The sequence below is a fragment of the Pseudomonas sp. OV226 genome (assembly GCF_003148705.1).
In the GTDB taxonomy this organism is placed as follows: Bacteria; Pseudomonadota; Gammaproteobacteria; order Pseudomonadales; family Pseudomonadaceae; genus Aquipseudomonas.
Genome location: NZ_QGGS01000039.1, coordinates 1 through 24,348, shown reverse-complemented (window position 1 = coordinate 24,348; position 24,348 = coordinate 1). Strand labels below are relative to the sequence as shown.

Genomic DNA, 24,348 nt, shown 5'->3' with positions numbered 1-24,348 from the left:
ACCCCAGAGCCTGCCTCGAAACACCGTTCCAAGGCAAGCCCCGCGAGGCGTCATCGGTCCCTTAAAACGTCTCCCCTTTGGCGGCTTTATCCAGCAACAAGGCCGGCGGATTGAAGCGCTCGCCATACTGCGCGGCCAGGTATTGGGCTCGGGCGACGAAGTCTTTCACCCCGTACTGATTGATGAATTGCAGCGCGCCCCCCGTCCACGCCGCGAAACCGATGCCGAAGATCGAGCCGATGTTGGCATCTGCCGTCGACATCAGCACGCCCTCCTCCACGCAGCGCACGGTTTCCAGGGCTTGCACGAACAACAGGCGATCACGCACATCCTTGGGCGATATCTGCCTGTCTGGCTGCTCGAAACGGCTTTTCAGCTCGGGCCACAGATGTTTCTGGCCAGCGGCCGGGTAATCGTAGAAACCGCCTCCTGCCGCTTTGCCGGGCCGTTTGTATTCGTTGAGCAGCAAGTCAATCACGGCAAAGGCCGGGTGCTCAATCAGCGGTTTCCCTTCGGCTTGCAGGTCTTTGGCCGTTTGCTGGCGGATATGGCTCATGAGGCTGAGGGAAACTTCGTCAGAGATCGCCAGTGGTCCGATGGGCATGCCGGCCTTGCGGGCTTCGGTTTCAATCATCGGCGCACTGACGCCTTCGCCGAGCATGGTGATGCCTTCGTTGGTGAAGGTGCCAAATACCCGCGAAGTAAAGAAACCGCGACTGTCGTTGACCACAATCGGAGTTTTCTTGATTTGCAGGACGAAATCGAACCCGCGAGCCAGGGTTTCGTCGCTGGTGTTCGCGCCTTTGATGATTTCTACCAGCGGCATTTTCTCTACGGGGCTGAAGAAATGCAGGCCGATGAACTTGGTCTGATCCGGTACAGCCGTGGCCAGGCCGCTGATCGGCAAGGTCGAAGTATTGGAGGCGATCACCGCCGCCGGGCCGACGACTTTTTGCGCGGCCGAGGACACTTTGGCCTTGAGCTCGCGGTCTTCGAATACCGCCTCGATGATCAGGTCGCAACCGCTCAGGTCAGCATCGCTTTCAGTGGTCACGATCCGCGCCAGAATCGCCTCGCGCTGCTCGGGGAGTAGCTGGCCCCGCGCGACTTTTTTGTCCAGCAGCGCCGCCGAATGGGCCTTGCCCTTCTCGGCTGCCGCCAGGTTGATGTCCTTGAGCACCACTTCAATGCCCGCCGATGCGCTGACAAATGCAATGCCGGCGCCCATCATCCCGGCACCGAGCACGCCGACTTTTTGCGTCACATAAGGGGCAAAACCCTGTGGCCGCGAACCGCCGGCGTTGATTTCGTTGAGCTGGAACCAGAACGTGCCGATCAGGTTTTTAGAGATTTGACCGGTGGTCAATTCGGTGAAATAGCGGGTTTCGATCAGGTGCGCGGTGTCGAAGTCCACCTGAGCACCTTCAACGGCTGCGCAGAGAATTTTCTCCGGCGCCGGCATGCAGCCTTGGGTTTTACTGCGCAGGATCGATGGCGCGATGGCGAGCATCTGCGCGACTTTCGGGCTGGACGGTGTGCCACCGGGGATCTGATAGCCCTTCACGTCCCAGCGTTGTACCGCCGTCGGATTGGCCAGAATCCAGGCCCGTGCCTTGCTGAGCAGCTCGCCAGAATCTTTCGCCAACTCGTCAATCAAACCCGCTTGCAATGCCTGTTGTGGCCGGACTTTTTTGCCCTCCAGCAAGTAGGGCAATGCTTTCTCAATACCCAGCATCCGCACCATGCGCACCACCCCGCCGCCGCCCGGCAACAGACCCAGCGTGACCTCCGGCAAGCCAAGTTGTACGGACGGATTGTCCAGCGCCACGCGGTGGTGGCACGCCAGGCAGATTTCCCAGCCGCCGCCCAATGCTGCGCCGTTGATCGCCGCCACCACCGGTTTGCCGAGGGTTTCCAGGGTGCGCAATTGACCTTTGAGGGTCAGCACCATGTCGTAGAACGCTTTGGCTTCGGGTTTGCCGACCTTGATCAGTTCATTGAGGTCGCCACCGGCGAAGAACGTCTTCTTCGCCGAGGTGATGATGACCCCGGCAATGCTGTCTTTTTCAGCGACCAGGCGAGCGACGGAGGCCTCCATGGCTTCGCGGTAGACCGCGTTCATGGTGTTGGCGCTCTGGCCCGGCATGTCGATGGTCAGGACGACAATCTGGTCCTGACCCTTTTCGTAACGAATGGCTTCAGTCATGAACATGTTTCCTTGGAAGTCGGGGGCTCAGAGGCGTTCGATGATGGTGGCGATGCCCATGCCGCCGCCGACACATAGCGTCGCGAGGCCATAGCGCAGGCGCCGGGTTTCCAGCTCATCGAGCAGCGTGCCGAGAATCGCGCACCCCGTGGCGCCCAGCGGGTGGCCCATGGCGATGGAACCGCCGTTGACGTTGACCTTGTCCGGGTCGATGGCCATGTCCTTGATGAACTTGAGCACTACCGAGGCAAACGCCTCGTTGACCTCGAACAGGTCAATGTCTTCGACCCGCAGGCCGGCCTTGGCCAGTGCTTTGCGGGTAGCCGGCGCCGGGCCGGTGAGCATGATGGTCGGGTCGGTGCTGGTGACCGCCGTGGCGACGATCCGTGCCCGCGGCTGCAAGCCCAGCGCCCGGCCCTTGGCTTCGGAACCGATCAGCATCAGCGCCGCACCATCGACGATCCCGGAACTGTTGCCGGGCGTGTGTACGTGATTGATCCGTTCGACGTGGCTGTAGACGCGCAACGCCGTGGCGTCGAAGCCCATTTGCCCCATCATTTCGAAACTCGGCTTGAGCTTGCCCAGGCCTTCCAGCGTGGAATCGGCCCGAATGAATTCATCGTGATCGAGCAGGATGATGCCGTTCTGATCCTGCACCGGTACCAGTGACTTGTTGAACGAACCATTCGCCCGCGCCCGCGCGGCTTTCTGCTGCGAGTGCAACGCGTAGGCATCGACGTCCTGGCGGCTGAAACCTTCAAGGGTGGCGATCAGGTCAGCACCCACGCCCTGCGGGGTGAAATGGCTGTGCAGGTTGGTTTCCGGGTCCAGCGCCCAGGCCCCACCGTCGCTGCCCATCGGCACGCGAGACATCGACTCGACGCCACCGACCACCACCAGATCTTCGAAACCGGAGCGCACCTTCATCGCGCCAAGGTTCACCGCCTCCAGCCCCGAAGCGCAAAAGCGGTTGATCTGCACGCCCGAGACGCTGACGTCCCAATCCGCCACTTGGGTCGCGGTCTTGGCGATATCGGAGCCTTGATCGCCAACCGGCGTCACGCAGCCAAGCACGACGTCATCGACCTGGCTGGTGTCGAGCGAAGTACGCTGCTGCAACGCCGTCAGCAACCCGGCCACCAGATTGACCGGTTTGACGCTGTACAAGGCGCCATCGGCTTTGCCTTTACCACGGGGCGTGCGTAATGCGTCGAAAATCAAAGCGTGGGTCATGACGTCCTCGAACCTGGGCAGTGGGTAAATGCGAGTTCTTACCTTATGCCGAGCCGCTGCGGATTCAATGACCGCAGCGCTCATCGACGTTGACGCACACGCTCAGACGGACGGTAGTGAACTACCGAATTAACCGATTCAGGAGACGGAGCTGTCTAGCAAACGGGCGCCCAAGAAGCTGGCAATAGGCCTCATGCCTTTTTAAGAGCTTTTAATGGCATATCCATACGAAATGGATCTAAACCGCGGCTGACGCGGGCTCTAAGGTGAAGTGTACGAAGTTGTCGTCGGGTTTTGCCGAGGCGCTCGTCTGACAGGAAGTGCAACGCTCTGCCGTCATGGAGATATGCAGGCAGGCATCAGGAAATAACAAAAAAGGCGGTCAAGCCATGTTCAAACATTCGAAAGTACGTCAAGCCGGGCTCATTCTTTTCGCCACTACGCTGTTGTTGATTTTGCCGAACCTGACCAAGGTGATTGGCTGACTCAAGCGCCAAGAATTTATCGCCATCTTAAAATTGTGACCGGCTCGCTACCCGGGCCAGCGTGGGTGTGCCAACCTTTATGGCACTTGCACGACATGGACGGCGATCTATTGAAAACGCTCACACTGCTCGGGGCCTTGCTGCTCAGCACGCCTCTGTTTGCCGCACAGCTGAACCTTGAGCTGGGCGCGAACAGCCGCACCTGGCAAACCGGGGAACTGCTCAAGCACCCTAAAATCCAGACCCTTCACATTGCCGACGACGTTTCCTACAAACGCGAGATGAACTATCAAGCCGTGCCGCTGGCGGCGTTGTTGACCGGCATCAAGCCTGATGACCACCTGCAAGCCGTGGCGCTGGATGGATTTGCCGCCGAGCTGGCCGCCGCCCCGTTGCTCAACACTCAGGGCGCGCAGGCGTGGCTGGCGATTGAAGACCCGGCCAAACCATGGCCGCCATTGTCTGAAGGCAAACCGGGTGCCGGGCCGTTTTATCTGGTCTGGACGAATCCGCAAGCCGGCAACGTCAGCCCGGAGCAATGGCCGTTCCAGGTCGCCAGCATCAAGCGCCTGGCGCCGGTGGCGGAACGCTTCCCTGCCCTGCTGCCTGATCCCGGGTTAAAAGCCGATGATCCGGTCAATCAAGGTTTTGCGCTGTTTCAGAAGAATTGCCTGGCCTGCCATCGACTGAACGGTGCCGGGGATGCGCAGTTCGGGCCAGATCTGAATATTCCGTACAACCCGACCGAGTATTTTGGAGCGGATTTCCTGAAGCGGTATATCCGTGATCCGCAGAGCTTGCGCCAGTGGCCGCAGGCGAAGATGCCGGGGTTTTCCGCGCAGGTATTGCCGGATGGGGATCTGGAGAAGTTGGTGGGGTATTTGAAGCACATGGTCGGGCGCAAGGTTAAACCGTAACCGATCGTTCCCACGCTCCGCGTGGGAATGCCTCAATGGACGCTCTGCGTCCGCTTCGGTGGGACGCGGAGCGTCCCGGGCTGCATTCCCACGCAGAGCGTGGGAATGATCAGCGTGCAGGTTTATTGCTGCTGGACAGAGATAACCGGCATCGGTGTCGGCGACACAAACACTTTCGCATGCATCTGTTCACACCCGCCGCCCCGGCGCATCCCGCGCACCGGGCAGGCATCCAGATAATCCAGGCCTACCGCCAGTTTCAAGTGACGTTCCGGCCGGGCCAATTCGTTGGTCACATCAAAGCTGTACCAGGCGTCATCCAGCCAGGCTTCCGCCCAGGCGTGACTGGCCAGGTGTTCGCTGTTCTCGCTGTACAGATAACCCGAGACATAACGCGACGGAATGCCCAGGCTACGCGCGCAGGCGAGAAACGCATGGGTGTGGTCCTGACAGACGCCGGAGCGCCCGGCGAAGGCCTGAGCCGCACTGGTGTCGACTTCGGTTGAGCCCGGCGTGTAGGTCATGTGCTGGTTCAGGCCATGCATCAAGTCGATCAGCGCCGTGCGATCCCGGCGTGTTTTACATTCCTTTTGCGCGAATGCGCGCAAGGCTTCGTCGGGCTCGGTCAGGCGGGTAAAACGCAGGAACGGCAGCGCCGATTGGCTCTCATGCTCGGCTTCACTCAGTTCGTCGATGTCCACCTGGCCACGGGCGCCGATGATGATCGCCTCGTGCGGCTCGTCCATGGTCAGCACGTGCAGGATGTTGCCGAACGGATCGAGTTGCGCGCGCACCGGGCGCGGCAGGTCGAGTTGCCAACTGAGCACGTGCTGGCGCTCGCTGTCGTGGGGTGTCAGTCGCAGGTACTGGATGCTCGCCCGCACCTGATCTTCATAGTGATAGGTGGTTTCGTGGCTAATGGAAAGTCTCATGCAGCCTCCAGGTAAGAACTGTGAATGGCGTTGCCCAACTGGCGCACCAGCGGGATGAATTCGGTCAGCCAGGCGTGCAGGCCTTCGTCGAGAATTTCGTTGATACCGGTGTAGCGCAGGCGCGCGTCGATTTCGGCGGCCAGACGCTGTGCGGGACGGCCATTGGCTCCCGGCAGACTGGCAAGGATCTGGTCGATTTCTTCGGTGCAGGCGCGCAGCGAACGCGGTACATCCGCCCGCAGTAACAGCAACTCAGCCACATGCCGGGCACCGGGCGCGTCGCGGTAGATCTCGGTGTACGCCTCGAACGAAGACAGCGCCCGCAGCAAGGCACTCCACTGGTAATAGGCGTGCGCCGTGCCGTCACTGACGGCTTCGGCCTGATCGCCGGCCATTTCGTAGCGAGCGTCGAGCAGGCGCAGCGTGTTGTCCGCCCTTTCGATAAACGTCCCCAGGCGAATGAAGCGGAACGCATCGTTACGCATGATGGTGCCGTAGGAAGCACCGCGAAACAGATGGGAACGTTCCTTGATCCACTCGCAAAAGCGACTCATGCCGTAGCGACTCAAGCCCTGCTCGGCAATCCCGCGAATTTCCAGCCAGGTGGCGTTGATGTTTTCCCACATGTCGGCGGTGATTCGCCCACGCACCGCATGGGCACTGGCCCGCGCCGCGCCGAGACAGCTGTAGATGCTGGCCGGGTTGGCGGCGTCGAGGGCGAAGAAGTGCAGCAGCCGTTCGGCATGCAACTCACCATGGCGCTCCAGGTAATCGTCCAGGGTGCCGGTGATCAGCAACGGCATGGCGAGTTCGTGCAGGCCGTTGCCGCGACCATCCTGCGGCATCAGCGACAGCGAATAACTGATGTCGAGCATCCGTGCGAGGTTTTCCGCCCGCTCCAGGTAACGCGACATCCAATACAGATCCGAGGCAGTTCTACTTAACATGGCAGGCTTCCTTCAATCCTCGACCACCCAGGTGTCCTTGGTTCCGCCACCCTGGGAGGAATTCACCACCAGAGAGCCTTCACGCAGGGCGACACGGGTCAAACCGCCGGGCACGACCCGGGTTTCGCGGCCAGACAAAACAAACGGACGCAGGTCGATATGGCGTGGCGCAATGCCGTTTTCGACAAAGGTCGGACAGGTCGACAGGGACAACGTCGGTTGCGCGATGTAGGCGTGCGGCTTGGCTTTGATCCGCTCTCGGAACGACTCGATTTCCGCCGTCGTCGCCGCCGGCCCCACCAGCATTCCGTAACCGCCCGAGCCCTGGGTTTCCTTGACCACCAGATCCGGAAGATTGGCCAGTACGTGGGACAGCTCAGACGGGTTGCGGCACTGGAACGTCGGTACGTTCTTCAGGATCGGTTCTTCGTCGAGGTAGAAACGGATCATGTCGGTGACAAACGGATACACCGACTTGTCGTCCGCAACGCCCGTACCGATGGCGTTCGCCAGCACGACATTGCCGGAGCGGTACGACGACAGCAGCCCCGGAACGCCCAGCATCGAGTCCGGATTGAAGGCCAACGGGTCGAGGAACGCATCGTCGAGGCGACGGTAGATCACGTCGACGGCTTTCGGGCCGTCCGTGGTACGCATGAATACTTTGTCGTCACGCACAAACAGGTCCGCGCCTTCCACCAGTTCAACCCCCATCTCCCGAGCCAGAAAGGCATGCTCGAAAAAGGCGCTGTTGAAACGACCCGGCGTCAGCACCACCACGCTCGGATTGTCGATCGGGCTGGAGCTTTTCAGCGTGTCCAGAAGCAGATTCGGATAGTGATCGATGGGCGCGATGCGTTGTGCCGCGAAGAGTTCGGGGAACAGCCGCATCATCATCTTGCGGTCTTCGAGCATGTAGCTCACGCCGCTGGGTGTGCGCAGGTTGTCTTCGAGCACGTAATACGTGCCGTCACCGTCGCGCACCAGATCGACGCCAGAGATGTGCGAATAGATATCGCGATGCAGGTCCAGCCCCTGCATTGCCAACTGGTATTGCTCGTTGGCCAGTACTTGCTCGGCCGGAATGATGCCGGCCTTGATGATGCGCTGCTCGTGATAGAGGTCGGCAAGGAACATGTTCAATGCCTTGACCCGCTGAATGCAGCCGCGTTCGACGACCCGCCATTCGCTGGCAGGGATGCTGCGGGGGATGGTGTCGAAGGGAATCAGGCGCTCTGTCCCCTGCTCGTCCCCGTAGAGCGTGAAGGTAATCCCGGCGCGATGAAATAACAGATCGGCCTCGCGTCGCCGTTGTGCCAAAAGCTCGTCAGGCGTTTCGGCCAGCCAACGGGCAAACTCCCGATAATGCGGGCGGACCTGGCCGCCGGCATCGTACATTTCATCAAAATAGGTGCGGATCATGCCGTACTCCTTGTCACCCGGACATCCAGACCTTCGCAAGGCCCGTGCCAGCGGCATAAACGCTTTGATATCAATCAGTTGGATTTTCACACCGCCAATACCGCACCAATCCTGTGCAGCAAACGCCCCAACCTGATTGCCCCCGCTTCATTGCAAGGCGACGTTGTCGCCTATCACCAGCATAGTCAGAGTTGATTTCACTGCCCGGTTTCGGCCCGGGATAATCCGCGCATTCGCTGGAAAAACAGCCCGAACTTCCCTTTAGCCGCCTGCTCAGGCGGTTTTTTTTGCCTCGGATTCTTGTTTCAGGGTTTTGCCAGCAGCGGTTTACTGCGCCCATAAACCAAAACGGCCAACCCGAAGGTCAGCCGTTAGTGCGTGTCACTGTTCATAGGATTATGCGAGTAGCCCTCGTACCTCCTGCTTGACGCCCCATCCTTCAATGATGCCGCCCAGAGGCTCGACCACCGCCTCGAAACCTTGCTCGAAATCGCCGATGTCATCATAAGTGGCGTACATGACCTTGCTCAGTTCGAGTGCCCATGCGCCATCGTCGCGCACACTGATTTGCGCATTCAGCGATTCGCCACGGTAATGACCTGCTGCTCTGCGGGCCCGCTCCTCGTCGGGAAAAATGGCGTAGAACTCGATGGGGTGGAATCTTGAAAAGTCGAAACCGCCTTCTTTCATGCGGCGCAGTACCGAGCTGCTGATGTCTTCTTGATAGGCTGTGCTCATGAAACGTCCCCCTCATAGTGATGGATAGACTTTCCGTATTCCCGACACACGCAACCGAATGGTGCGTGCGATGCGGCAACCTCGTTGCCGGTGGGAAGCAAGCATGTAGCTGACAAGACCAGACCTTAGCGATCCATTCGCTGATCTCGATTGCAGAGTAGCCTCAAGAGAGAGCCGCTGCCAAGGCCTGGATGAGAATGAGACAGGAGGTGTTCAGATTGGCGTGATGCCGAGGATTTGGATGCTGTTCTGGGCTTTGAGGCTTTTGACGCCGGCATCAACGGTTCGTCCTTCCAGATCATTCAGATCCAGTTCGGCGGCCACAGGAAGAAGCCTGGCCTTGATGAGTTTGGCGGCTTCCTCGTTGTCCGGGCACTCGTCGCACTCAAAGACTTCGTCGATGGTTTCGCCGTGATCATCCACGAAAGTGATTTTCCACTTTTGCATCAGTGCCTCCTCGATAAAACCCATGGATGGGCTTACAAGCATCTCGACCTTGTTAGCAGGCTAATTGTTCCACTGACGCGCTCCAGGACAGATGAAAAAAAGGGCCGGTAGCGGTGTGTTTTCACACCACCGCAAACGGCCCTTTCTGATTGACGCGGGATCAGTCGTTGCTTGGCTTGTTCACAGCCTGCAGGACGTATTGCGGCAAGGCAAAAGCGCCGATGTGTATCTCTGGATTGTAGTAACGGGTGATGATGCCGCTACCGGCAAAGCGCTGCTGCAGGGTTTCGCGGGACAGTTTGCGATAAGCGGTATTGGTCGCGCCCCAGGCAAACGTCATCGAGCCGCCGATGTAGGTCGGCACGGCCGCCTGGTAGAAGTGCCAATCCGGGAACAGGCTGCGCAGGCGCCCGGCGGTGGTTTTGACTTCTTCGATCTGCATGAACGGCGTGCCGTTCTGGGTCACCAGAATGCCGCCTTCGTTCAGGCAGCGGCGGCAGGCCTGGTAGAAGTTTTCCGAGAACAGCACTTCGCCCGGACCGATCGGGTCGGTGGAGTCGGAAATGATCACGTCGAACTTTTCAGTGGTGGTGGCGACGAAACGCATGCCGTCGTCGATCACCAGGTTCAGGCGAGGATCTTCGTACGCACCTTTGGAGTGGTTTGGCAGGAATTCCTTGCACATGTCGACCACGGTGCCGTCGATTTCGACCATGGTGATGTGTTCGACGCTGCGGTGCTTGGCCACTTCACGCAGCATGCCGCCGTCGCCGCCACCGATGATCAGCACGCGCTTGGCGCTACCGTGCGCCAGGATCGGCACGTGGGTCAGCATTTCGTGGTAGATGAATTCGTCGGCTTCGGTGGTCTGGATCACGCCGTCCAGTGCCATTACCCGGCCCATGCGCGGGTTTTCGAAAATCACCAGGTGTTGATGCTCGGTGCGCACTTCGTGCAGCAGTTTTTCCATGCGAAAACGCTGGCCATAGCCTTCGTAGAGGGTTTCCAGGTAGTCGCTGGTAGCGGTGGTGCTCATGGGAAGTGCTCCGATGAATGCGGGTGGCAACGGACGGTTACCCGCCCATGATGGCCAATCGATTGGCTCGATTGACCGGGAAAGGCGCGCATTCTACGTCGCGAAAGATGACAGGTCGAACCTCTTGATCGGCTCACCCCAATCCTGTGGGAGCGGGCCTGCCCGCGAAGCAGACGACGCGGTCTGTCAGTTGCACCGCGATATCGTTCATCGCGGGCAAGCCATGCTCCCACAGGTTCAGTGTCGTTTTTTGGGAGACCCGTCAGAATTTGACGTTGCCCCGTGGCCCGGCGATGGCCCAGATGATCAGGCCCAGCACCGGCAGAAAGGCGATCAACAACACCCAGAGGATTTTCATCCCGGTGGTGGCACCACTTTTAAACACGTTGATGATGGCCCAGATGTCCAGGACAAAAATGATCAACGCAACAAGGCTGTTGAACGTGGAACCCATGGTGACGCTCCCGAAGAGTGATAAGCCCCCTTAGGATAGACGGTCGTCGCGAGGGTTCCTTTTTATTGACAGTGTCTGGGTGTCAGACGTGGATGGCCACTTTCAGCGCTTCCAGCGATGGCGCGGCAGCGATGCCGACTTCGGCGCACAGCTCCAGCACGCGAGGAATGTCGTTGCCGTAGACCAACACCACTTGCAGCTCATCGTCGAGCAACTGGCTGAAGTTCATCAGCGTGTAGCCGCCGTTTTCCTTGTTCATGCTGCCCATCTGCACCTGAATACGGTTGAGCGCGGTCAGGGCTTCGGTTTTGGCCAGTTGCTTGGGTTTGATATTGAAATCAACGCCTGGGCCGAACGAGGCGACGATCTGCGCGAACAGGTCCACGTAGGTATCCGCCTGGAACAGCACCGTCTCCGGCAGGCTGCCGACCACCACCCATTCGCCTAATGGAATCGGGAACGTGTCGTCGTAGTTGATATCCGGATTGGCCGTCAGAAAAGCTTCAGGATCGGCGTAGGCCTGGGCCGCTTCGTCCGCGACCTTGAGGATTTCGTCGTCGCTCATGCACCCGGAGCTGATTTTGCTGATGAGTTCGACGAGTGCGGCTTTCATGGCGACGGATCCTGTAGCGAGTGAATTTTGAGGGCGCGAAGGATAGCGCATTCAGGAGGGATTGCGGACCTGTGGTGAGGGAGCCAGCTCCCTCGCCACAAAAGGTCAGCCGAGCAGCTTTTCCAGCTGAGCGATGGTATCGACAGCGCCCAGGGTTTTCGCCGCATCGAGTGCCGACACGCCGTTGGCGTCCTTGGCTTTCGGATCGGCGCCTTTGCTGATCAGGTAGTCCACGATGGCAACGCGGTTGAACATCGCGGCCATCATCAAAGCAGTACGGCCATCAAACGATGAACCTTCCACTTGCGCGCCACCGTCGACCAGTGCCGTGACCACTGCCAGATCGCCCTTGAACGCCGCACCGGCGATCGGGCTCTGGCCGTTGTCGTTGCGAATTTCCGGGTCAGCCTTGTGTTCGAGCAGGACTTTCACGGTCTCCACGTGGCCATGGTAAGCGGCCAGCATCAGCAAGGTGTCGCCTTTGTGGTTGCGCAGGTTAGGCGGCAGGCCTTTGGTCAACAGCGCAGCCATCATGGCCGCATCGCCCTCGCGCGCCTTGTTGAATACCTGTTCGGCAAATTCAGCGGCTTCTTCGGGGGTCATCTGGCGGCTTTGGTCTGACATCGGGGGCTCCCTGTTGGGTTATTCGCAAAGCCGACAGTTTCCCGAGCGGCCCCCACGCTGTCACTTGTTTTTTCTCAAGGGCCGCCATAGCCACATTCAATAGCGGTACTTGCCACCCTGGATATCCGCCAGCACCTGCTCGGTCACTTGTACGTAAGTCTGGGTGCCGGGTAGCCAGGCATAGATCGGGTCGTCGCCGGTTTTGCCTGGGTCGAAGGCTTCGTCCTTGAGCCGGGTCTTTTGGTATTTGAACGTCCCGGTGGTCTCCATTTTCACTTTCACCCGCAAGAACAGCGGCACCGCATAGGCCGGCATTTGCTCGCGAGCAAATTCCAGCAGTTCGCTGAAGTCCAGGGTGGCCAGGGATTCAGCCGGCGTAATTGCCGCCATCCCGGCACGCCCGTTGGTGTTCTGGACTTCCACGCCATACGCCACGGCTTCGGCGATGTGCGGGTGTTGCAAGAGGATATTTTCGACTTCCGTGGTCGATACGTTTTCGCCCTTCCAGCGGTAGGTATCGCCCAGCCGATCGACGAATTGCGCATGGCCGAAACCGATGTTGCGCAGCAGGTCACCGGTGTTGAAGAAACGGTCGCCCTTCTGGAACACGTCATGCAATACGACTTTTTCGGTCTTTTGCGGATCGGTGTAGCCGTCCAGCGGCGCCTTGTCGTCGATCCTGGCCAACAGCAAACCCTGTGCACCCTTGGGCACTTTGCTCATGAAACCCTTGGCATTGCGAATCGGCTGACCGCTGTCGTGGTCGTAAGCCACCAATTCCCAGGCCATCAGCGAGAAACCGATGGTGTGGTCAAAGTTGAGGATATTGGTGAACCCGATGTTGCCGTCGCTGGCCGCGTACAGCTCGCAGATGTGGTCGATGGCAAAACGGGTTTTGAAGGCGTCCCAAGCGCCGGGACGCAGACCGTTGCCGACCATTTTTTTCACGGTGTGCTGGCTGTCGTCGGTGCTCGGTGGCTGATCCACCAGATAACGGCACAGTTCGCCCACGTAGCCGAGGGTGGTCGCGTGGTATTTGCGGACGTCGCTCCAGAACTGGCTGGCGCTGAACTTGCGTCGAATGGCAAACCCCGAGGCGCCACTGATGGCCGAGCCCCAGCACACGCAGAGCCCGGTCGCGTGATACAGCGGCAAAGTGCAATAGACGATGTCGTGCGGCTGCATATCGAGGGCGATCAGGCCGAAACTGGCGGAGCTGCGCATCCAGCGCCCGTGCTTGAAGACACCGGCCTTGGGCAATCCGGTGGTGCCCGAGGTGTAGATATAGAAACAAGGATCGTCGAAAAAAACCTGCTGGCTGCTGGCCGGGTTGTCGTCGATCGCGTCGGCACTGCCCGTCATCAGGTTGACGAAACCATCGGGGGCAATGCCCGGATGGCTGTAGGTGTCTTGATCGGCGACGTACCAGGTTCGCGCTGGCGCGATGGACACCCGTTCGCGGACTTGCGAAAACGCCGGGACCAGTTCGCCGCCGACAATGATCGCCACGGGCGCCACCAGGTTCAGGCTGTGCGCCAGCGTATCGCGGGTCTGCGAGGTATTGAGCAAGGCGCTGATCGCGCCGACCTTGGCCACCGCCAGTATTGTCACCAGCAATTCCGGGCGGTTCTCGATGAAGACCGCGACCACGTCACCCTTGCCGATGCCTTGGGCCATCAGGTGATGCGCAATGCGGTTGGCCCATTGGTTGACCTGCGTATAGGTCAGCGTGACATCGCCCTGCAGTAATGCGGGCCCCTCGGGGTTACGCAACGTCGCCTGCTCGAAACTCCAGCCCAGGCCACACGGTTGGGTCGGATCCTTGACGTTGGCGACTTTCAGGCCCTTCACCACGCGGGGAATGGCTTTGGCGATCGTCGGCAGTTTGCGGAGCATCATGCCCCAGGTAATCGTGTCGCTGGACGTGCGTTTCATGCGTGCTCCCGCTGATTTTTTTATTGTCGGGCGGCGTTTATAGAGGCCGAAAATACGTCAGCGGTTCTGGCGCTGTACACGCGGTTTTTGCAATGTTTTGTATCCGCCCAGCGACGGATGAATCGTGAACATCGACGCGCCGATTGGTTCCATTCAATCATCGCTCATCTTTCAAAATGCAGGATGCACGATGGCCATTCATGCAGATTGCACGAAACCGAAAAACAACAAGATTATTAACTTATTGATTTACAACGACTTTATAAAAATCAGGTACTGGCACAATCACTGCAACCTCCTCTCCATGCTTGCCAATCATGTGCAAATGGAGCTGATCGACATGAACCTGATCCAAGAAAAATTTTCGTCCCTGTTCTCCAACTTCGAAGTCACCACCCAACCGCGCCCGGACGGCGGGATTCTGCTGACCCTGCGCAGCACAGAAGGCAAAGTGTTTAAACGTTCGATTTCCTACCAGCAATTGCACGCTGGCGATCAGCTGTCGTGGGTAATCAGTGCGATTCGCCGTGACTTGGCCGAACAGGCCAGCGAATTGCCGCAGATCTCCATGCTGCAAAGCCAGCAACGGTTTGCGCTGCCGACTTATCACACGGCGTAAACCGCGCCAGCGCTAAAACAAACAGGCCGTGAGAGCTTTCGCTTCACGGCCTGAGTTGTTTCTGGCGCTGCATACAATATCTGGTTGCACACCAACCCTGTAGGAGCCGAGCTTGCTCGCGATGGCGGTGTGTCATTCAACAACAATGTTGACTGACGGGGCCTCATCGCGAGCAAGCTCGGCTCCCACAGGTTATGTGTGTTGTCCTAAAAGGTGGTGGGGTTTATCCGCTCGAAACTGTCGACGGTTACATGGCCCGCCAACTCCCCGCCCTCTCGCGCCAACCCGCATGTCGCCATCCCGGCCGTGCGCGCAGCGTCCAGCTCTTCGACGATGTCGGACAGAAACAGAATCTGCGAAGGCTCAAGGCCAATGGCCTGGGTGATGCGCTCATAAGACTGCGCCTCACGCTTGGGACCGGACGTGGTGTCGAAGTAACCGCTGAACAGCGGCGACAAGTCACCCGCCTCCGAGCAACCGAAAATCAGTTTTTGCGCCTGAATCGAACCCGACGAATATACAAACAGTTGATAGCCTTCCTGATGCCAGCGCTTGAGCGCTTCAACGGCATCCGGGTAAACGTGGCCCTTCAACTGCCCCGCCTGATAACCCTGCTCCCAGACCATGCCTTGCAATGCCTTGAGCGGCGTGGCTTTACGGTCTTCGGCGATCCAGCCCAGTAGTATCTCGATCACGCGCTCAACGTCGGCGTCCGGTTCATTGCTGTCACGGCGAACGGCGGACAGTTGTTCAGCCACATCGGCGCGCCCGGCGTGCTGACGGACAAAATCCGGCAGGTGTCTGGCGGCGTAGGGAAACAACACGTCGAACACAAAACTCACCGCGCTGGTGGTGCCTTCGATGTCGGTGAGCATCGCTTTGATCGGCATCGGTTCAGTCCTCAAGACGCGGGAAGCGGTTGGCGATGTCTTCGCCGGTGAAATTGGCCACCCAGCCTTCAGGGTTGTTGAACAGGCGGATCGCGACGAAATGCGGATGCTCGCCCATGTCAAACCAGTGCGGCGTGCCCGCCGGCACCGAGATCAGGTCGTTCTTTTCGCAGAGTACCGCGTAGACGTAATCGCCGATGTGAAGGGTAAACAAACCACGACCGGCCACGAAAAACCGGACTTCGTCTTCGCCATGACGGTGTTCGTCGAGGAACTTGGCACGCAGTTCGGCTTTTTGCGGGTGATCGCTGTTCAGGCTGATGACATCGACGGTGATGTAGCCGCGTTCGGTCATCAGCTTGTCGATTTGTTCCTGGTAGGCGGCGATCACTTCTTCCTGACTGGCGCCAGGCTGGATCTTCGCCGCCGCTTGCCAGCGGTCGAAGCGCACGCCCTGCTCGGCCAGCGTCGAGGCGATGTCTTCGAAATGGGTCAGCACCTTGTTCGGTAAGTCAGGGCTTGAGACGTGGTAAACGGACAGGCTGCTCATCAGGGCAACTCCTTAACGGTTAAGGATCGCGCGCGTCTTCAACTCGCACTCGAACAAAAATTCAAAGGCCTCGATCTGCCGCAACGCATCGCTCATCCGTGCGCCCCAGGTATAGAGGCCATGACCGCGAATCAGGTAGCCGACGCAATCAGGGTGGGCGTCCAGCCAAGGCTGCACCTCGGCGGCAAGGCGCGCAATATCCTGATCATTGTCGAAAATCGGTACCCGTACCCGAGACTCGTGGGTTGACACGCCGCTGAAGGCTTTTTGCAGTTCGTAGTCTTCGAACTCGATGAAGTCTTCCGGCGTCAGGCGCGACAACACCGTGGCGTTGACCGAATGGGTGTGCAGCACCGCGCCGATCTCCGGGCGCCAATTGTAAAGCTGGGTATGCAGCAAGGTTTCGGCCGACGGTTTTTTCCCCGGCTCCAGGCTGTTGCCCGCCAGGTCGGTGGCCAACACATCATCCAGACCCAACTGACCTTTGTGCTTGCCGGACACGGTCAGCAGCGCTTCGCTCGGCGACAGGCGCGTCGAATAGTTGCTGCTGGTGGCCGGTGACCAGCCGCGGCCATACAGAAAACGCCCGGCGTCGATGATTTCCTGGGCAAGGTGTTCACGGGTAAGGCTCATGGCCTGTCCTCTTGCAGAAGTGTGGCAATGATAACGGCAGCCGCCAGGGCTGCGAGGCTTGCAATACTAAAGGTCAATGTGGCGCCCAAGGCATTCCAACTGTAGCCGGAATACAGCGCGCCCAATGCGCCACCGGTGCCGGCCAGCGCGGCGTACAACGCCTGGCCCTGGCCCTGCTGGCGTGCGCCAAAGCTACGTTGCACGAACTGGATGGCAGCTGCGTGAAAGCTGCCGAAGGTCGCCGCGTGCAGCACCTGGGCAAACAGCAACACCCACAGATGGTCGGCAAATGACCCCAGCAGCAGCCAGCGCAGTGCCGCCAGCAGAAAACTCGCCATCAACACCCGGCGCACCGAGAAGCGCATAAGGATTTTGCTCATGGCCAGGAACATCAGGACTTCGGCGACCACGCCGACCGCCCAGAGCATGCCGATCACGCCACGGCTGTAGCCCAATCGCTCAAGGTGCAAGGTCAAAAACGTGTAATACGGCCCATGGCTCAACTGCATCAACGCCACGCAACCATAAAACGCCAACACGCCGGGGCTGCGCAATTGCGTGAGGAAGCCCTCGCCCGCCAGCCGCTCACCCTGGACCGGTTGCGCATTGGGCACCCACAGGCTGCTGAGCACGATCCCGGCCATGATCAACACCAGCGCGGCCGGATAGATGTCGAGGCTGAGCCATTCGAACAACCGACCCAGCGCGACCACGGTGATGATGAAACCGATCGAACCCCAGAGGCGAATCTGGCTGTAGCGCGCAGTCTGGCCTTTCAAGTGCGCCAGGGTGATGACTTCGAATTGCGGCAATACCGCGTGCCAGAAGAACGCGTGCAACGCCATGACCATCGCCAGCCAGGCGTAGGTCTTGCTGACGAAAATCAGCGAAAACGTCAGCAACGTGCACACCGCGCCGAAGCGCACGATGGCCAGGCGTCGGCCGGTGTAATCACCCAGCCAGCCCCAGATGTTCGGTGCCACGCAGCGCATCAGCATCGGGATCGCCACCAGTTCGCCGATCCGCGCGCTGGAAAAGCCCAGGTGATCGAAATACAGCGCCAGAAACGGCGCCGTCGAACCGAGCAAGGCGAAATAGAACAGGTAGAAACTGGAGAGCCGCCAGTACGGGAGCGCCGCCACAGTCATCAGACTGCAGCGACTTCAAGGCCAGCCATTAAAGCTGACCCAGCACCGGTGTGCTCACACGCACATCGGCGTTCTGCCCGCGATGGCGCAGCAGATGATCCATCAGCACGATGGCCATCATCGCTTCAGCGATTGGCGTTGCACGAATACCGACGCACGGGTCGTGACGGCCCTTGGTGATGACTTCCACCGGGTTGCCATGGATGTCGATGGAGCGACCCGGCGTGGTGATGCTTGACGTCGGCTTCAGCGCCAGGTGCGCAACGATCGGCTGACCGGACGAGATCCCCCCCAGAATGCCGCCAGCATTGTTGCTGAGGAAACCTTCCGGGGTCATTTCATCACGGTGCTCAGTGCCGCGTTGGGCGACGCTGGCGAAACCGGCGCCGATTTCCACGCCTTTGACCGCGTTGATGCTCATCAGCGCATGGGCCAGTTCAGCGTCGAGGCGGTCGAAGATCGGCTCGCCAAGGCCTGGCATGACACCTTCAGCCACGACGGTGATTTTCGCACCGACCGAATCCTGATCGCGACGCAGCTGGTCCATATAGGCTTCCAGCTCCGGGACTTTGTCCGGATCAGGGCTGAAGAAGGCGTTCTCTTCGACCGAATCCCAGGTCTTGAACGGGATTTCAATCGGACCGAGCTGGCTCATGTAGCCGCGAATGACGATGCCCTGGGTCGCCAGGTACTTTTTCGCAATGGCGCCTGCCGCCACGCGCATCGCCGTCTCGCGCGCCGAGCTGCGACCGCCACCACGGTAATCGCGCTCGCCGTATTTGTGGTGGTAGGTGTAGTCGGCGTGGGCCGGACGGAACAGATCCTTGATCGCCGAGTAGTCCTTGGACTTCTGGTCGGTGTTGCGAATCAGCAGGCCAATGGAGCAGCCGGTGGTGCGACCTTCGAACACGCCGGAGAGGATTTCGACTTCGTCCGCTTCCTGGCGTTGAGTGGTGTGACGGCTGGTGCCGGGCTTGCGCCGATCCAGGTCGCGCTGCAGGTCCTCAAGGGAAATTTCCAGGCCCGGCGGGCAGCCGTCGACAATGGCGACCAACGCCGGACCATGGCTTTCGCCCGCGGTGGTGACAGTGAACAGCTTGCCGTAGGTATTGCCGGACATGCAGGACGCTCCGTGAAATAGAACCTGAATACGTAATGCGCGCCAGTATACGCAGGCTACCCAAGTAGTTCATCCTCGAACCTTATGGGTGCCTGCGAGTCCAACCGGCATCTTTGTGAATGATGGCGTGATGATGCTGCGAGTTCTAGCCTTGAGCCTTACCCTGATATCTGGCTTTGCCCAGGCCACTGTGTTGCAACGGCCCATTACATTGGACACCGGCAGCGGTGAGCTTTTCGGCTCGTTGTTGCTGCCAAAATCCGACAATCCCGTGCCGGTTGTCCTGATCATTTCCGGCTCCGGCCCTACGGATCGTGACGGAAACAATACCGACGGCGGGCGCAATGACAGCCTCAAACGGCTGGCCTGGGTGCTGGCCAAACACAACATCGCCAGCGTGCGTTACGACAAACGCGGCGTGGCGGCGAGCCTTGCAGCCACGCCGGACGAGCGCAATCTGTCGGTAGAGGCCTATGTCGCCGACGCTGAAGCCTGGGGCGAGAAACTCAAACATGATCCACGTTTCGGCCCATTGATTTTGCTCGGCCACAGCGAAGGCGCCTTGATCGCCACATTGGCGGCACCGAGTGTCGATCCTGCGGCGGTCATTTCCCTGTCCGGCAGTGCTCGACCGGTCGATCAGGTGTTGCGCCAGCAGTTGAGCAATCGCCTGCCGCCCGCCCTGATGCAGCGCAGCAATGAGCTGCTCGACAGCCTCAAGGCCGGGCACATTGACGAAAACGTGCCGCCACCGCTCCAGGTGATTTTCCGCCCAAGTGTACAGCCGTACCTGATTTCGCTGTTCCGTCAGGACCCGGCGGCAGCGTTCGCCAAGTTGAAGATGCCGGCGCTGATCATTCAGGGCAGCAACGACATTCAGGTCGGCGTCGGTGATGCCAGGCTGCTGAAGGCCGCCAAACCGGACGCTGAACTGGCGCTGATCGAAGGCATGAACCACGTCATGCGCATCGTGCCCAACGATGTAAAACGGCAAATGGCCTCTTATAAAGATCCGCAATTGCCGCTGGCGGCCGAACTGGGCACTCGCATCCTCGGGTTTATTGACGGACTTCGCACCAGTTAAGCGCCGTTTGCCCTCCAGTCCTGTCAAAAACGGCCGATAAGCCTTTGTCGCCAGCGCAATGGCTGGCGGCAGGGCTTGGACAGGATCTCGCCGTTATGACTGATACCCAGACTTCACCCGACACCACCGCTGAAAAAGACGCTCCCACAGCGGTCGAGCTGCCGTGGGCGGACGTCCACGTCGAGCACCACAAGATGCTCCGTCTGGCGCCGCTGAAAACCGACCGCAACACCGGAGGTCGGCCACTTCGCTTTGTCGAATTCGGCTATGCCGAACGCAACAACAAAGAGCAGAGCCTGATGCGCATGAGCATCACCCTGCCCGGCCAGCGTGTGCGCAAAGAACAGAATCATCTGGACGTGTGGGTCGATCACACCACCAAACGTGTGCATTTCGGGCCCGACAGCGGCTTGCAGATTGAACCGATGAACCGTGGCATCGGCCGCTTCATGGCGGCTCAAGGGATTACCTGGGCGAAGAAGCGCTGGTCCGGCTACACCGTCGACGGCACGGACCTGAACAACAAGGATGCGTTGAACGAAGACACTCGCCTGCGTCGCGATCACTTCCTGAAGGCGCATGGTTTTGAAGTGGTGTATGCCGATGCCCAGCATTTGAAGGGCAGCGTCAAAGACGTGCAGGTGGGTGATCTGTCGGGCGAGTGGAACACTGAAAAACTGCAACTGGTGGAAATTCTCGAAGCCGCGCAGATGCTTCAGCAGGCCGAGCAGAATCTGGCCGAGCAAGAAGTGAAGCTCAAGACGCACGAAGAAAAGGTCAGCAAGTACAAGCGTGAAGACGCCGGGCTGCGCTTTACCATTACGTGTCTGGTGGCGTTTGCGGTGTTTCAGGCGGGGTTGTTGATCTGGATTGCGACACACCGGTAAAGATTCAGGACCGAGACGTGCCCATCGCAGGCAAGCCGTGCTCCCACAGGTTTTATGTTGTGCTCAAGTTATGTGGCACACCCAAAACCTGTGGGAGCACGGCTTGCCCGCGATGGCGCCCTCAGGTCAGACGCGGGAAGCGAACAAGGCCTGATGTTCGCGGCATTGTTCCGCCGTCAACATGAACACCCCATGCCCGCCACGCTCGAAATCGAGCCAGGCGAAATCGACTTCCGGGTACAGCGCCTCGACGTGAACCTGGCTATTGCCCACTTCGACAATCAGCAAGCCCTTCTCGGTCAGATGATCCGCCGCTTCTGCGAGCATGCGGCGCACCAAGTTCAAACCATCATCGCCACAGGCCAGTCCCAGCTCGGGCTCGTGTTGATATTCGTCCGGCATGTCGGCGAAATCTTCCGCATCGACGTAGGGCGGGTTCGACACGATCAGGTCGAAACGCTGACCCGGCAAACCATCAAAACCATCGCCCTGAACGGTGTACACCCGCTCATCGACACCGTGGCGCTCGATGTTCTGATTGGCCACCTCCAGCGCTTCGAACGACAGATCGGCCAACACCACTTCGGCGTTCTGGAACTCGTAGGCACAGGCGATGCCGATGCAGCCGGAACCGGTGCACAGGTCCAGAATGCGCGCAGGCTCGGTGCCCAGCCATGGCGTGAAGCGGTTTTCGATCAGTTCGCCAATCGGTGAACGTGGAATCAGCACACGCTCGTCGACAATGAACGACATGCCACAGAACCATGCTTCGCCCAGCAAGTAGGCGGTCGGGATGCGTTCTTCGATGCGGCGCTTGAGCAAGCGTTGCAGATTGACCAGCTCGTCTTCTTCCAGCGCGCAGTCGAGGTAGCTGTCGGCAATTTCCCACGGCAAGTGCAAAGCCCCCAACACCAACTGACGGGCTTCGTCCCAGGCGTTGTCGGTCCCATGGCCGAAAAACAGATCCTCCCCATGGAAGCGGCTGACGGCCCAACGGATATGGTCACGCAGGGTACGAAGGCGGGAAGTGATCACGGCGGCAAACTCCAGAAAAAACGACTGGCAATTCTAACAGCCAAAACGCGCCACGACGACGCAGGAAAAACACCGGAGCAGATGTAGGACCGATCCCTTTTTTCCGCTGGCTATTGAACAAATCGAGTAACTTGACAAGGCTGCAAGCCAGCAAAGACGGCGCCTACGATAGTAGCGATTCACAGAACCGCTCAGCCAGAGGACAATGTCGCAAAAGCCCCACTCCAAGGAGCCCCAGAATGTCCGTTCCAAAAACGATGTTTCAACTCAGCGGCCGCGGTTATGCAGCCGCCAATCTGAGCCATGCGACGCTTGTTATTATCGATGCCCAGAAAGAGTACCTCAGCGGCCCGCTGGCCCTGAGCGGCATGGACGCTGCCGTCGCGAACATCAAGCAATTGCTCAACGCTGCCCGCGCCGCCGGCCGGCCAATTGTGCATGTACGCCACCTCGGCACGCTGGGTGGGTTGTTTAACCCGCAAGGCGTCGGTGGCGAGTTCATCCCGGGGCTTGAGCCACAGGCTGACGAAACCATCATCGGTAAAATGCTGCCGAGCGCGTTCCACGGCACCGAACTGGCCAAACGCCTGGAAGACCTTGGTGCCCTTGACCTGATCGTCTGCGGTTTCATGAGCCACTCCAGCGTCAGCACCACGGTGCGCGCCGCCAAGAACCTGGGCTTTCGTTGCACCCTGGTCGAAGACGCCTGCGCCACGCGCGACTTGCCTTACAAGGGTGGCGTACTGACTGCCGAGCACGTTCATCAGACCGAAATGGCGATCATGGGGGATAACTTCGCTACCCTCGCGCTCACTCACGAACTGATTTGATCGGCACTCGATGTGCGGCCAATACTGCCGCTCATCCGCAAAAGTCTCTCATTTGCCGCAATTGTCTTAGCCTCAGGAACATCCCGGTCAACTCCCGGTCGAAGGGCCGATACCCATTGAGGAAGGTCGGAATGAAGTTATCCGATGGTTTTGACGCTCGGCGCTTGCGGCCTAAAGGCCAACGCAACTGGCGTTTTCGAATTGGCGCCGCGTTTGCCGCATTGCTGGCAACCTGCGGTGTGTTGCTCGCCATGGCCGCCGCTGCCAGCCTGTTTGGCCACGTACCCGCGCTGGGTGAATTGAACGCCAGTCGGACCGCAGCGGCAGTGATTCTGGCGGTCGGCCTCTTCGTGCTGTACCTGGGCGTGTGGCTGTGGCGGCGCTGCCGGCGGCGTGCACGTCAGTCGCGCGAGCTGAACATGTCCCCGCACCTGATGAAAAAACACGACTGAACCGACGGCCTGGCTTTTTGCCGGGCCGTTTCGTGATTACTTGGGTAAACTGGCCGCCCTTCGCGGAGGCTGACATGCAAGACGACGATTTTTCCCTGTTCAAAAGTGCGATCCAAGGCGTCAAGCCGATCAAGCACGATCGCGCCGAAACCGGCAAACCCAAGGCCGACCGCGCGCAAATCGCCAAGCTGCGTCAAGCCGCAACCATTCGCACTGATGCCACCACGGTTGATGGGCTGTCCGATCAGTTCGTCATCGACGTCGGCCCGGAAGACGAATTGATGTGGGCCCGTGACGGTGTGCAGGAAAGCCAGATGCGCAAACTCAAGATCGGGCAGATTCCGTTCGAGGGCAGCCTCGACCTGCATGGCATGAACGTGGAAAAAGCGCGAGAAACCCTTTGGGCCTTTCTCGCCGAAGCCACCAAATTCGAAATTCGCTGCGTGCGCGTCACCCACGGTAAAGCCGTGCGTCTGGACGGCAAGCGGCCGATGATCAAGAGTCACGTCAACACCTGGCTACGCCAGCATCCACAGGTGCTCGGTTTCACTTCATGCCAGGCAAAACATGGCGGCGCGGGAGCAGTGTATGTAATGCTCAAACGCACCATGATGGAAGGTCGCGACGAGTAAAGCTGTCGCGTCGCTCTTGCAGCACCGTGTTTGCCACCGTACCCTTGCCCTTTGCGTAAAATCCCACAGGTAGTTTCATGTCCCTGGAACAGAATTACACCGCGATTCTAAGGGGGTAAGGCAAAGTACTCAGGGTCAATGAAACCGGGCACTTCCTTACTTTGGAATACCCGGTTTTAACCTGCTTTACACGGTCAGTGGTACAAAAAGTGGTACAAGCTTCATTGCTTCCTTTGGCCTCCTGCCTACCGCTCGTCGCTTCCTAATTTGCTGCTACGCTGAAACCTCCACGGAGGAATCGCGATGCCGAATTCAGACCTGCTCCCTTCCCTGCTATTCAAGATCAACGAAAACCAACTCGCACTGGAAGCCGCCATCATGGAGCTCACGCTTTGGGTTGAGCAGCGTGGGGCGACCGAGGTCGGCGGTAGTATCCGTAGCGCTCTTCAAACCATCGACAGGAACGAAGAGTTCATCAA

General features: G+C 59.3%; 24 protein-coding genes and 1 pseudogene. 7 read left to right on the top strand and 18 right to left on the bottom strand.

Annotated elements, in window-relative coordinates; genetic code table 11:
* Positions 1-61 precede the first annotated feature (61 nt).
* Both C7534_RS31630 and C7534_RS31625 read right to left on the bottom strand, forming a co-directional pair.
* Positions 62-2,206: a 3-hydroxyacyl-CoA dehydrogenase NAD-binding domain-containing protein gene (locus tag C7534_RS31630; RefSeq protein ID WP_109788202.1), complete on the bottom strand. Its 2,145-nt coding sequence runs from the start codon at positions 2,204-2,206 to the stop codon at positions 62-64.
* Between the two features lie 27 nt (positions 2,207-2,233).
* Positions 2,234-3,439 carry an acetyl-CoA C-acetyltransferase gene (locus tag C7534_RS31625; protein ID WP_046027085.1) on the bottom strand — a complete coding sequence of 402 codons (1,206 nt, stop codon included), beginning with the start codon at positions 3,437-3,439 and terminating at the stop codon, positions 2,234-2,236.
* Positions 3,440-4,019: 580 nt separating this feature from the next.
* Here C7534_RS31625 and C7534_RS31620 point away from each other — a divergent pair.
* Complete coding sequence (locus tag C7534_RS31620) at positions 4,020-4,841, top strand: c-type cytochrome (RefSeq protein ID WP_109788201.1); 822 nt, start codon at positions 4,020-4,022, stop codon at positions 4,839-4,841.
* A gap of 122 nt (positions 4,842-4,963) precedes the next feature.
* Here C7534_RS31620 and C7534_RS31615 read toward each other — a convergent pair whose 3' ends face one another.
* The 10 genes from C7534_RS31615 to C7534_RS31570 form a co-directional block, all read right to left on the bottom strand.
* Positions 4,964-5,773: a transglutaminase family protein gene (locus C7534_RS31615; protein WP_046027087.1), complete on the bottom strand. Its 810-nt coding sequence runs from the start codon at positions 5,771-5,773 to the stop codon at positions 4,964-4,966.
* Positions 5,770-6,720 (bottom strand): alpha-E domain-containing protein, encoded by a 951-nt coding sequence (locus C7534_RS31610; protein ID WP_046027088.1) that lies wholly within the window; start codon positions 6,718-6,720, stop codon positions 5,770-5,772. Before C7534_RS31610 ends, C7534_RS31615 begins: the two co-directional genes overlap by 4 nt.
* A gap of 12 nt (positions 6,721-6,732) precedes the next feature.
* On the bottom strand, positions 6,733-8,142 hold the full coding sequence (locus tag C7534_RS31605) for a circularly permuted type 2 ATP-grasp protein (protein ID WP_077430604.1): 1,410 nt from the start codon (positions 8,140-8,142) through the stop codon (positions 6,733-6,735).
* 396 nt (positions 8,143-8,538) lie between these two features.
* On the bottom strand, positions 8,539-8,880 hold the full coding sequence (locus C7534_RS31600) for a ribonuclease E inhibitor RraB (RefSeq protein WP_027922513.1): 342 nt from the start codon (positions 8,878-8,880) through the stop codon (positions 8,539-8,541).
* A 213-nt stretch (positions 8,881-9,093) separates the two neighbouring features.
* Entirely contained in the window at positions 9,094-9,327 is a 234-nt protein-coding gene (locus C7534_RS31595; RefSeq protein ID WP_046027089.1) for a hypothetical protein, read from the bottom strand.
* 160 nt (positions 9,328-9,487) lie between these two features.
* Positions 9,488-10,363, bottom strand: coding sequence for a polyamine aminopropyltransferase (gene speE / locus C7534_RS31590; RefSeq protein ID WP_109788200.1), 876 nt, complete (start codon positions 10,361-10,363; stop codon positions 9,488-9,490).
* Positions 10,364-10,625: 262 nt separating this feature from the next.
* Complete coding sequence (locus C7534_RS31585; protein WP_046027091.1) at positions 10,626-10,817, bottom strand: PLDc N-terminal domain-containing protein; 192 nt, start codon at positions 10,815-10,817, stop codon at positions 10,626-10,628.
* Positions 10,818-10,899: 82 nt separating this feature from the next.
* Complete coding sequence (locus tag C7534_RS31580) at positions 10,900-11,430, bottom strand: hypothetical protein (RefSeq protein WP_046027092.1); 531 nt, start codon at positions 11,428-11,430, stop codon at positions 10,900-10,902.
* A 105-nt stretch (positions 11,431-11,535) separates the two neighbouring features.
* Positions 11,536-12,054, bottom strand: a complete 519-nt coding sequence (locus C7534_RS31575) for an ankyrin repeat domain-containing protein (protein WP_046027093.1) — start codon at positions 12,052-12,054, stop codon at positions 11,536-11,538.
* 96 nt (positions 12,055-12,150) lie between these two features.
* Complete coding sequence (locus tag C7534_RS31570) at positions 12,151-13,989, bottom strand: long-chain-acyl-CoA synthetase (RefSeq protein ID WP_109788199.1); 1,839 nt, start codon at positions 13,987-13,989, stop codon at positions 12,151-12,153.
* A gap of 340 nt (positions 13,990-14,329) precedes the next feature.
* Here C7534_RS31570 and C7534_RS33180 point away from each other — a divergent pair, with 340 nt between their 5' ends.
* On the top strand, positions 14,330-14,608 hold the full coding sequence (locus C7534_RS33180; RefSeq protein WP_046027152.1) for a DUF3509 domain-containing protein: 279 nt from the start codon (positions 14,330-14,332) through the stop codon (positions 14,606-14,608).
* 206 nt (positions 14,609-14,814) lie between these two features.
* Here C7534_RS33180 and mtnC read toward each other — a convergent pair whose 3' ends face one another.
* The 5 genes from mtnC to aroC are packed head-to-tail and all read right to left on the bottom strand — an operon-like array spanning position 14,815 to position 18,949.
* On the bottom strand, positions 14,815-15,498 hold the full coding sequence (mtnC, locus tag C7534_RS31560) for an acireductone synthase (protein WP_077430606.1): 684 nt from the start codon (positions 15,496-15,498) through the stop codon (positions 14,815-14,817).
* 4 nt (positions 15,499-15,502) lie between these two features.
* Entirely contained in the window at positions 15,503-16,048 is a 546-nt protein-coding gene (locus tag C7534_RS31555; protein ID WP_077430607.1) for a 1,2-dihydroxy-3-keto-5-methylthiopentene dioxygenase, read from the bottom strand.
* 12 nt (positions 16,049-16,060) lie between these two features.
* Positions 16,061-16,681: a methylthioribulose 1-phosphate dehydratase gene (locus C7534_RS31550; RefSeq protein ID WP_046027097.1), complete on the bottom strand. Its 621-nt coding sequence runs from the start codon at positions 16,679-16,681 to the stop codon at positions 16,061-16,063.
* Positions 16,678-17,829: an MFS transporter gene (locus C7534_RS31545; RefSeq protein ID WP_175648952.1), complete on the bottom strand. Its 1,152-nt coding sequence runs from the start codon at positions 17,827-17,829 to the stop codon at positions 16,678-16,680. The genes C7534_RS31550 and C7534_RS31545 overlap by 4 nt, the downstream gene beginning before the upstream one ends.
* 28 nt (positions 17,830-17,857) lie before the next feature.
* A complete protein-coding gene (aroC, locus tag C7534_RS31540; protein WP_046027098.1) occupies positions 17,858-18,949 on the bottom strand; it encodes a chorismate synthase in 1,092 nt (363 codons plus the stop codon).
* 84 nt (positions 18,950-19,033) lie between these two features.
* Between aroC and C7534_RS31535 the strand changes: the two are divergent.
* A pseudogene (locus C7534_RS31535) lies at positions 19,034-20,033 on the top strand (alpha/beta hydrolase).
* Positions 20,034-20,128: 95 nt separating this feature from the next.
* Positions 20,129-20,920 carry a hypothetical protein gene (locus tag C7534_RS31530; RefSeq protein ID WP_046027100.1) on the top strand — a complete coding sequence of 264 codons (792 nt, stop codon included), beginning with the start codon at positions 20,129-20,131 and terminating at the stop codon, positions 20,918-20,920.
* Between the two features lie 126 nt (positions 20,921-21,046).
* On the opposite strand, the gene prmB is transcribed toward C7534_RS31530, so the two are convergent.
* Positions 21,047-21,955, bottom strand: a complete 909-nt coding sequence (prmB, locus tag C7534_RS31525) for a 50S ribosomal protein L3 N(5)-glutamine methyltransferase (protein WP_046027101.1) — start codon at positions 21,953-21,955, stop codon at positions 21,047-21,049.
* A 239-nt stretch (positions 21,956-22,194) separates the two neighbouring features.
* Here prmB and C7534_RS31520 point away from each other — a divergent pair, with 239 nt between their 5' ends.
* The 3 genes from C7534_RS31520 to C7534_RS31510 all read left to right on the top strand — a co-directional run bounded on the left by C7534_RS31520 (position 22,195) and on the right by C7534_RS31510 (position 23,869).
* On the top strand, positions 22,195-22,785 hold the full coding sequence (locus C7534_RS31520; RefSeq protein WP_046027102.1) for a cysteine hydrolase family protein: 591 nt from the start codon (positions 22,195-22,197) through the stop codon (positions 22,783-22,785).
* Positions 22,786-22,916: 131 nt separating this feature from the next.
* Entirely contained in the window at positions 22,917-23,237 is a 321-nt protein-coding gene (locus tag C7534_RS31515; protein ID WP_046027103.1) for a hypothetical protein, read from the top strand.
* Between the two features lie 74 nt (positions 23,238-23,311).
* Positions 23,312-23,869: a Smr/MutS family protein gene (locus C7534_RS31510; protein ID WP_046027104.1), complete on the top strand. Its 558-nt coding sequence runs from the start codon at positions 23,312-23,314 to the stop codon at positions 23,867-23,869.
* The last annotated feature ends 479 nt before the right edge of the window (positions 23,870-24,348 follow it).

What these genes read in the sequence shown, in the direction of transcription:
- C7534_RS31570 (WP_109788199.1), bottom strand. Translation starts at nt 13,989, where the DNA reads ATGAAACGCACGTCCAGCGACACGATTACCTGGGGCATGATGCTCCGC.
- C7534_RS31625 (WP_046027085.1), bottom strand. Translation starts at nt 3,439, where the DNA reads ATGACCCACGCTTTGATTTTCGACGCATTACGCACGCCCCGTGGTAAA.
- C7534_RS31585 (WP_046027091.1), bottom strand. Translation starts at nt 10,817, where the DNA reads ATGGGTTCCACGTTCAACAGCCTTGTTGCGTTGATCATTTTTGTCCTG.
- C7534_RS31520 (WP_046027102.1), top strand. Translation starts at nt 22,195, where the DNA reads ATGTCCGTTCCAAAAACGATGTTTCAACTCAGCGGCCGCGGTTATGCA.
- C7534_RS31515 (WP_046027103.1), top strand. Translation starts at nt 22,917, where the DNA reads ATGAAGTTATCCGATGGTTTTGACGCTCGGCGCTTGCGGCCTAAAGGC.
- C7534_RS31595 (WP_046027089.1), bottom strand. Translation starts at nt 9,327, where the DNA reads ATGCAAAAGTGGAAAATCACTTTCGTGGATGATCACGGCGAAACCATC.
- C7534_RS31555 (WP_077430607.1), bottom strand. Translation starts at nt 16,048, where the DNA reads ATGAGCAGCCTGTCCGTTTACCACGTCTCAAGCCCTGACTTACCGAAC.
- C7534_RS31510 (WP_046027104.1), top strand. Translation starts at nt 23,312, where the DNA reads ATGCAAGACGACGATTTTTCCCTGTTCAAAAGTGCGATCCAAGGCGTC.
- C7534_RS31550 (WP_046027097.1), bottom strand. Translation starts at nt 16,681, where the DNA reads ATGAGCCTTACCCGTGAACACCTTGCCCAGGAAATCATCGACGCCGGG.
- C7534_RS31620 (WP_109788201.1), top strand. Translation starts at nt 4,020, where the DNA reads ATGGACGGCGATCTATTGAAAACGCTCACACTGCTCGGGGCCTTGCTG.
- speE (WP_109788200.1), bottom strand. Translation starts at nt 10,363, where the DNA reads ATGAGCACCACCGCTACCAGCGACTACCTGGAAACCCTCTACGAAGGC.
- C7534_RS31610 (WP_046027088.1), bottom strand. Translation starts at nt 6,720, where the DNA reads ATGTTAAGTAGAACTGCCTCGGATCTGTATTGGATGTCGCGTTACCTG.
- C7534_RS31600 (WP_027922513.1), bottom strand. Translation starts at nt 8,880, where the DNA reads ATGAGCACAGCCTATCAAGAAGACATCAGCAGCTCGGTACTGCGCCGC.
- mtnC (WP_077430606.1), bottom strand. Translation starts at nt 15,498, where the DNA reads ATGCCGATCAAAGCGATGCTCACCGACATCGAAGGCACCACCAGCGCG.
- C7534_RS31630 (WP_109788202.1), bottom strand. Translation starts at nt 2,206, where the DNA reads ATGACTGAAGCCATTCGTTACGAAAAGGGTCAGGACCAGATTGTCGTC.
- C7534_RS31530 (WP_046027100.1), top strand. Translation starts at nt 20,129, where the DNA reads ATGACTGATACCCAGACTTCACCCGACACCACCGCTGAAAAAGACGCT.
- C7534_RS31615 (WP_046027087.1), bottom strand. Translation starts at nt 5,773, where the DNA reads ATGAGACTTTCCATTAGCCACGAAACCACCTATCACTATGAAGATCAG.
- C7534_RS31580 (WP_046027092.1), bottom strand. Translation starts at nt 11,430, where the DNA reads ATGAAAGCCGCACTCGTCGAACTCATCAGCAAAATCAGCTCCGGGTGC.
- C7534_RS31605 (WP_077430604.1), bottom strand. Translation starts at nt 8,142, where the DNA reads ATGATCCGCACCTATTTTGATGAAATGTACGATGCCGGCGGCCAGGTC.
- C7534_RS31575 (WP_046027093.1), bottom strand. Translation starts at nt 12,054, where the DNA reads ATGTCAGACCAAAGCCGCCAGATGACCCCCGAAGAAGCCGCTGAATTT.
- C7534_RS31545 (WP_175648952.1), bottom strand. Translation starts at nt 17,829, where the DNA reads ATGACTGTGGCGGCGCTCCCGTACTGGCGGCTCTCCAGTTTCTACCTG.
- aroC (WP_046027098.1), bottom strand. Translation starts at nt 18,949, where the DNA reads ATGTCCGGCAATACCTACGGCAAGCTGTTCACTGTCACCACCGCGGGC.
- C7534_RS33180 (WP_046027152.1), top strand. Translation starts at nt 14,330, where the DNA reads ATGAACCTGATCCAAGAAAAATTTTCGTCCCTGTTCTCCAACTTCGAA.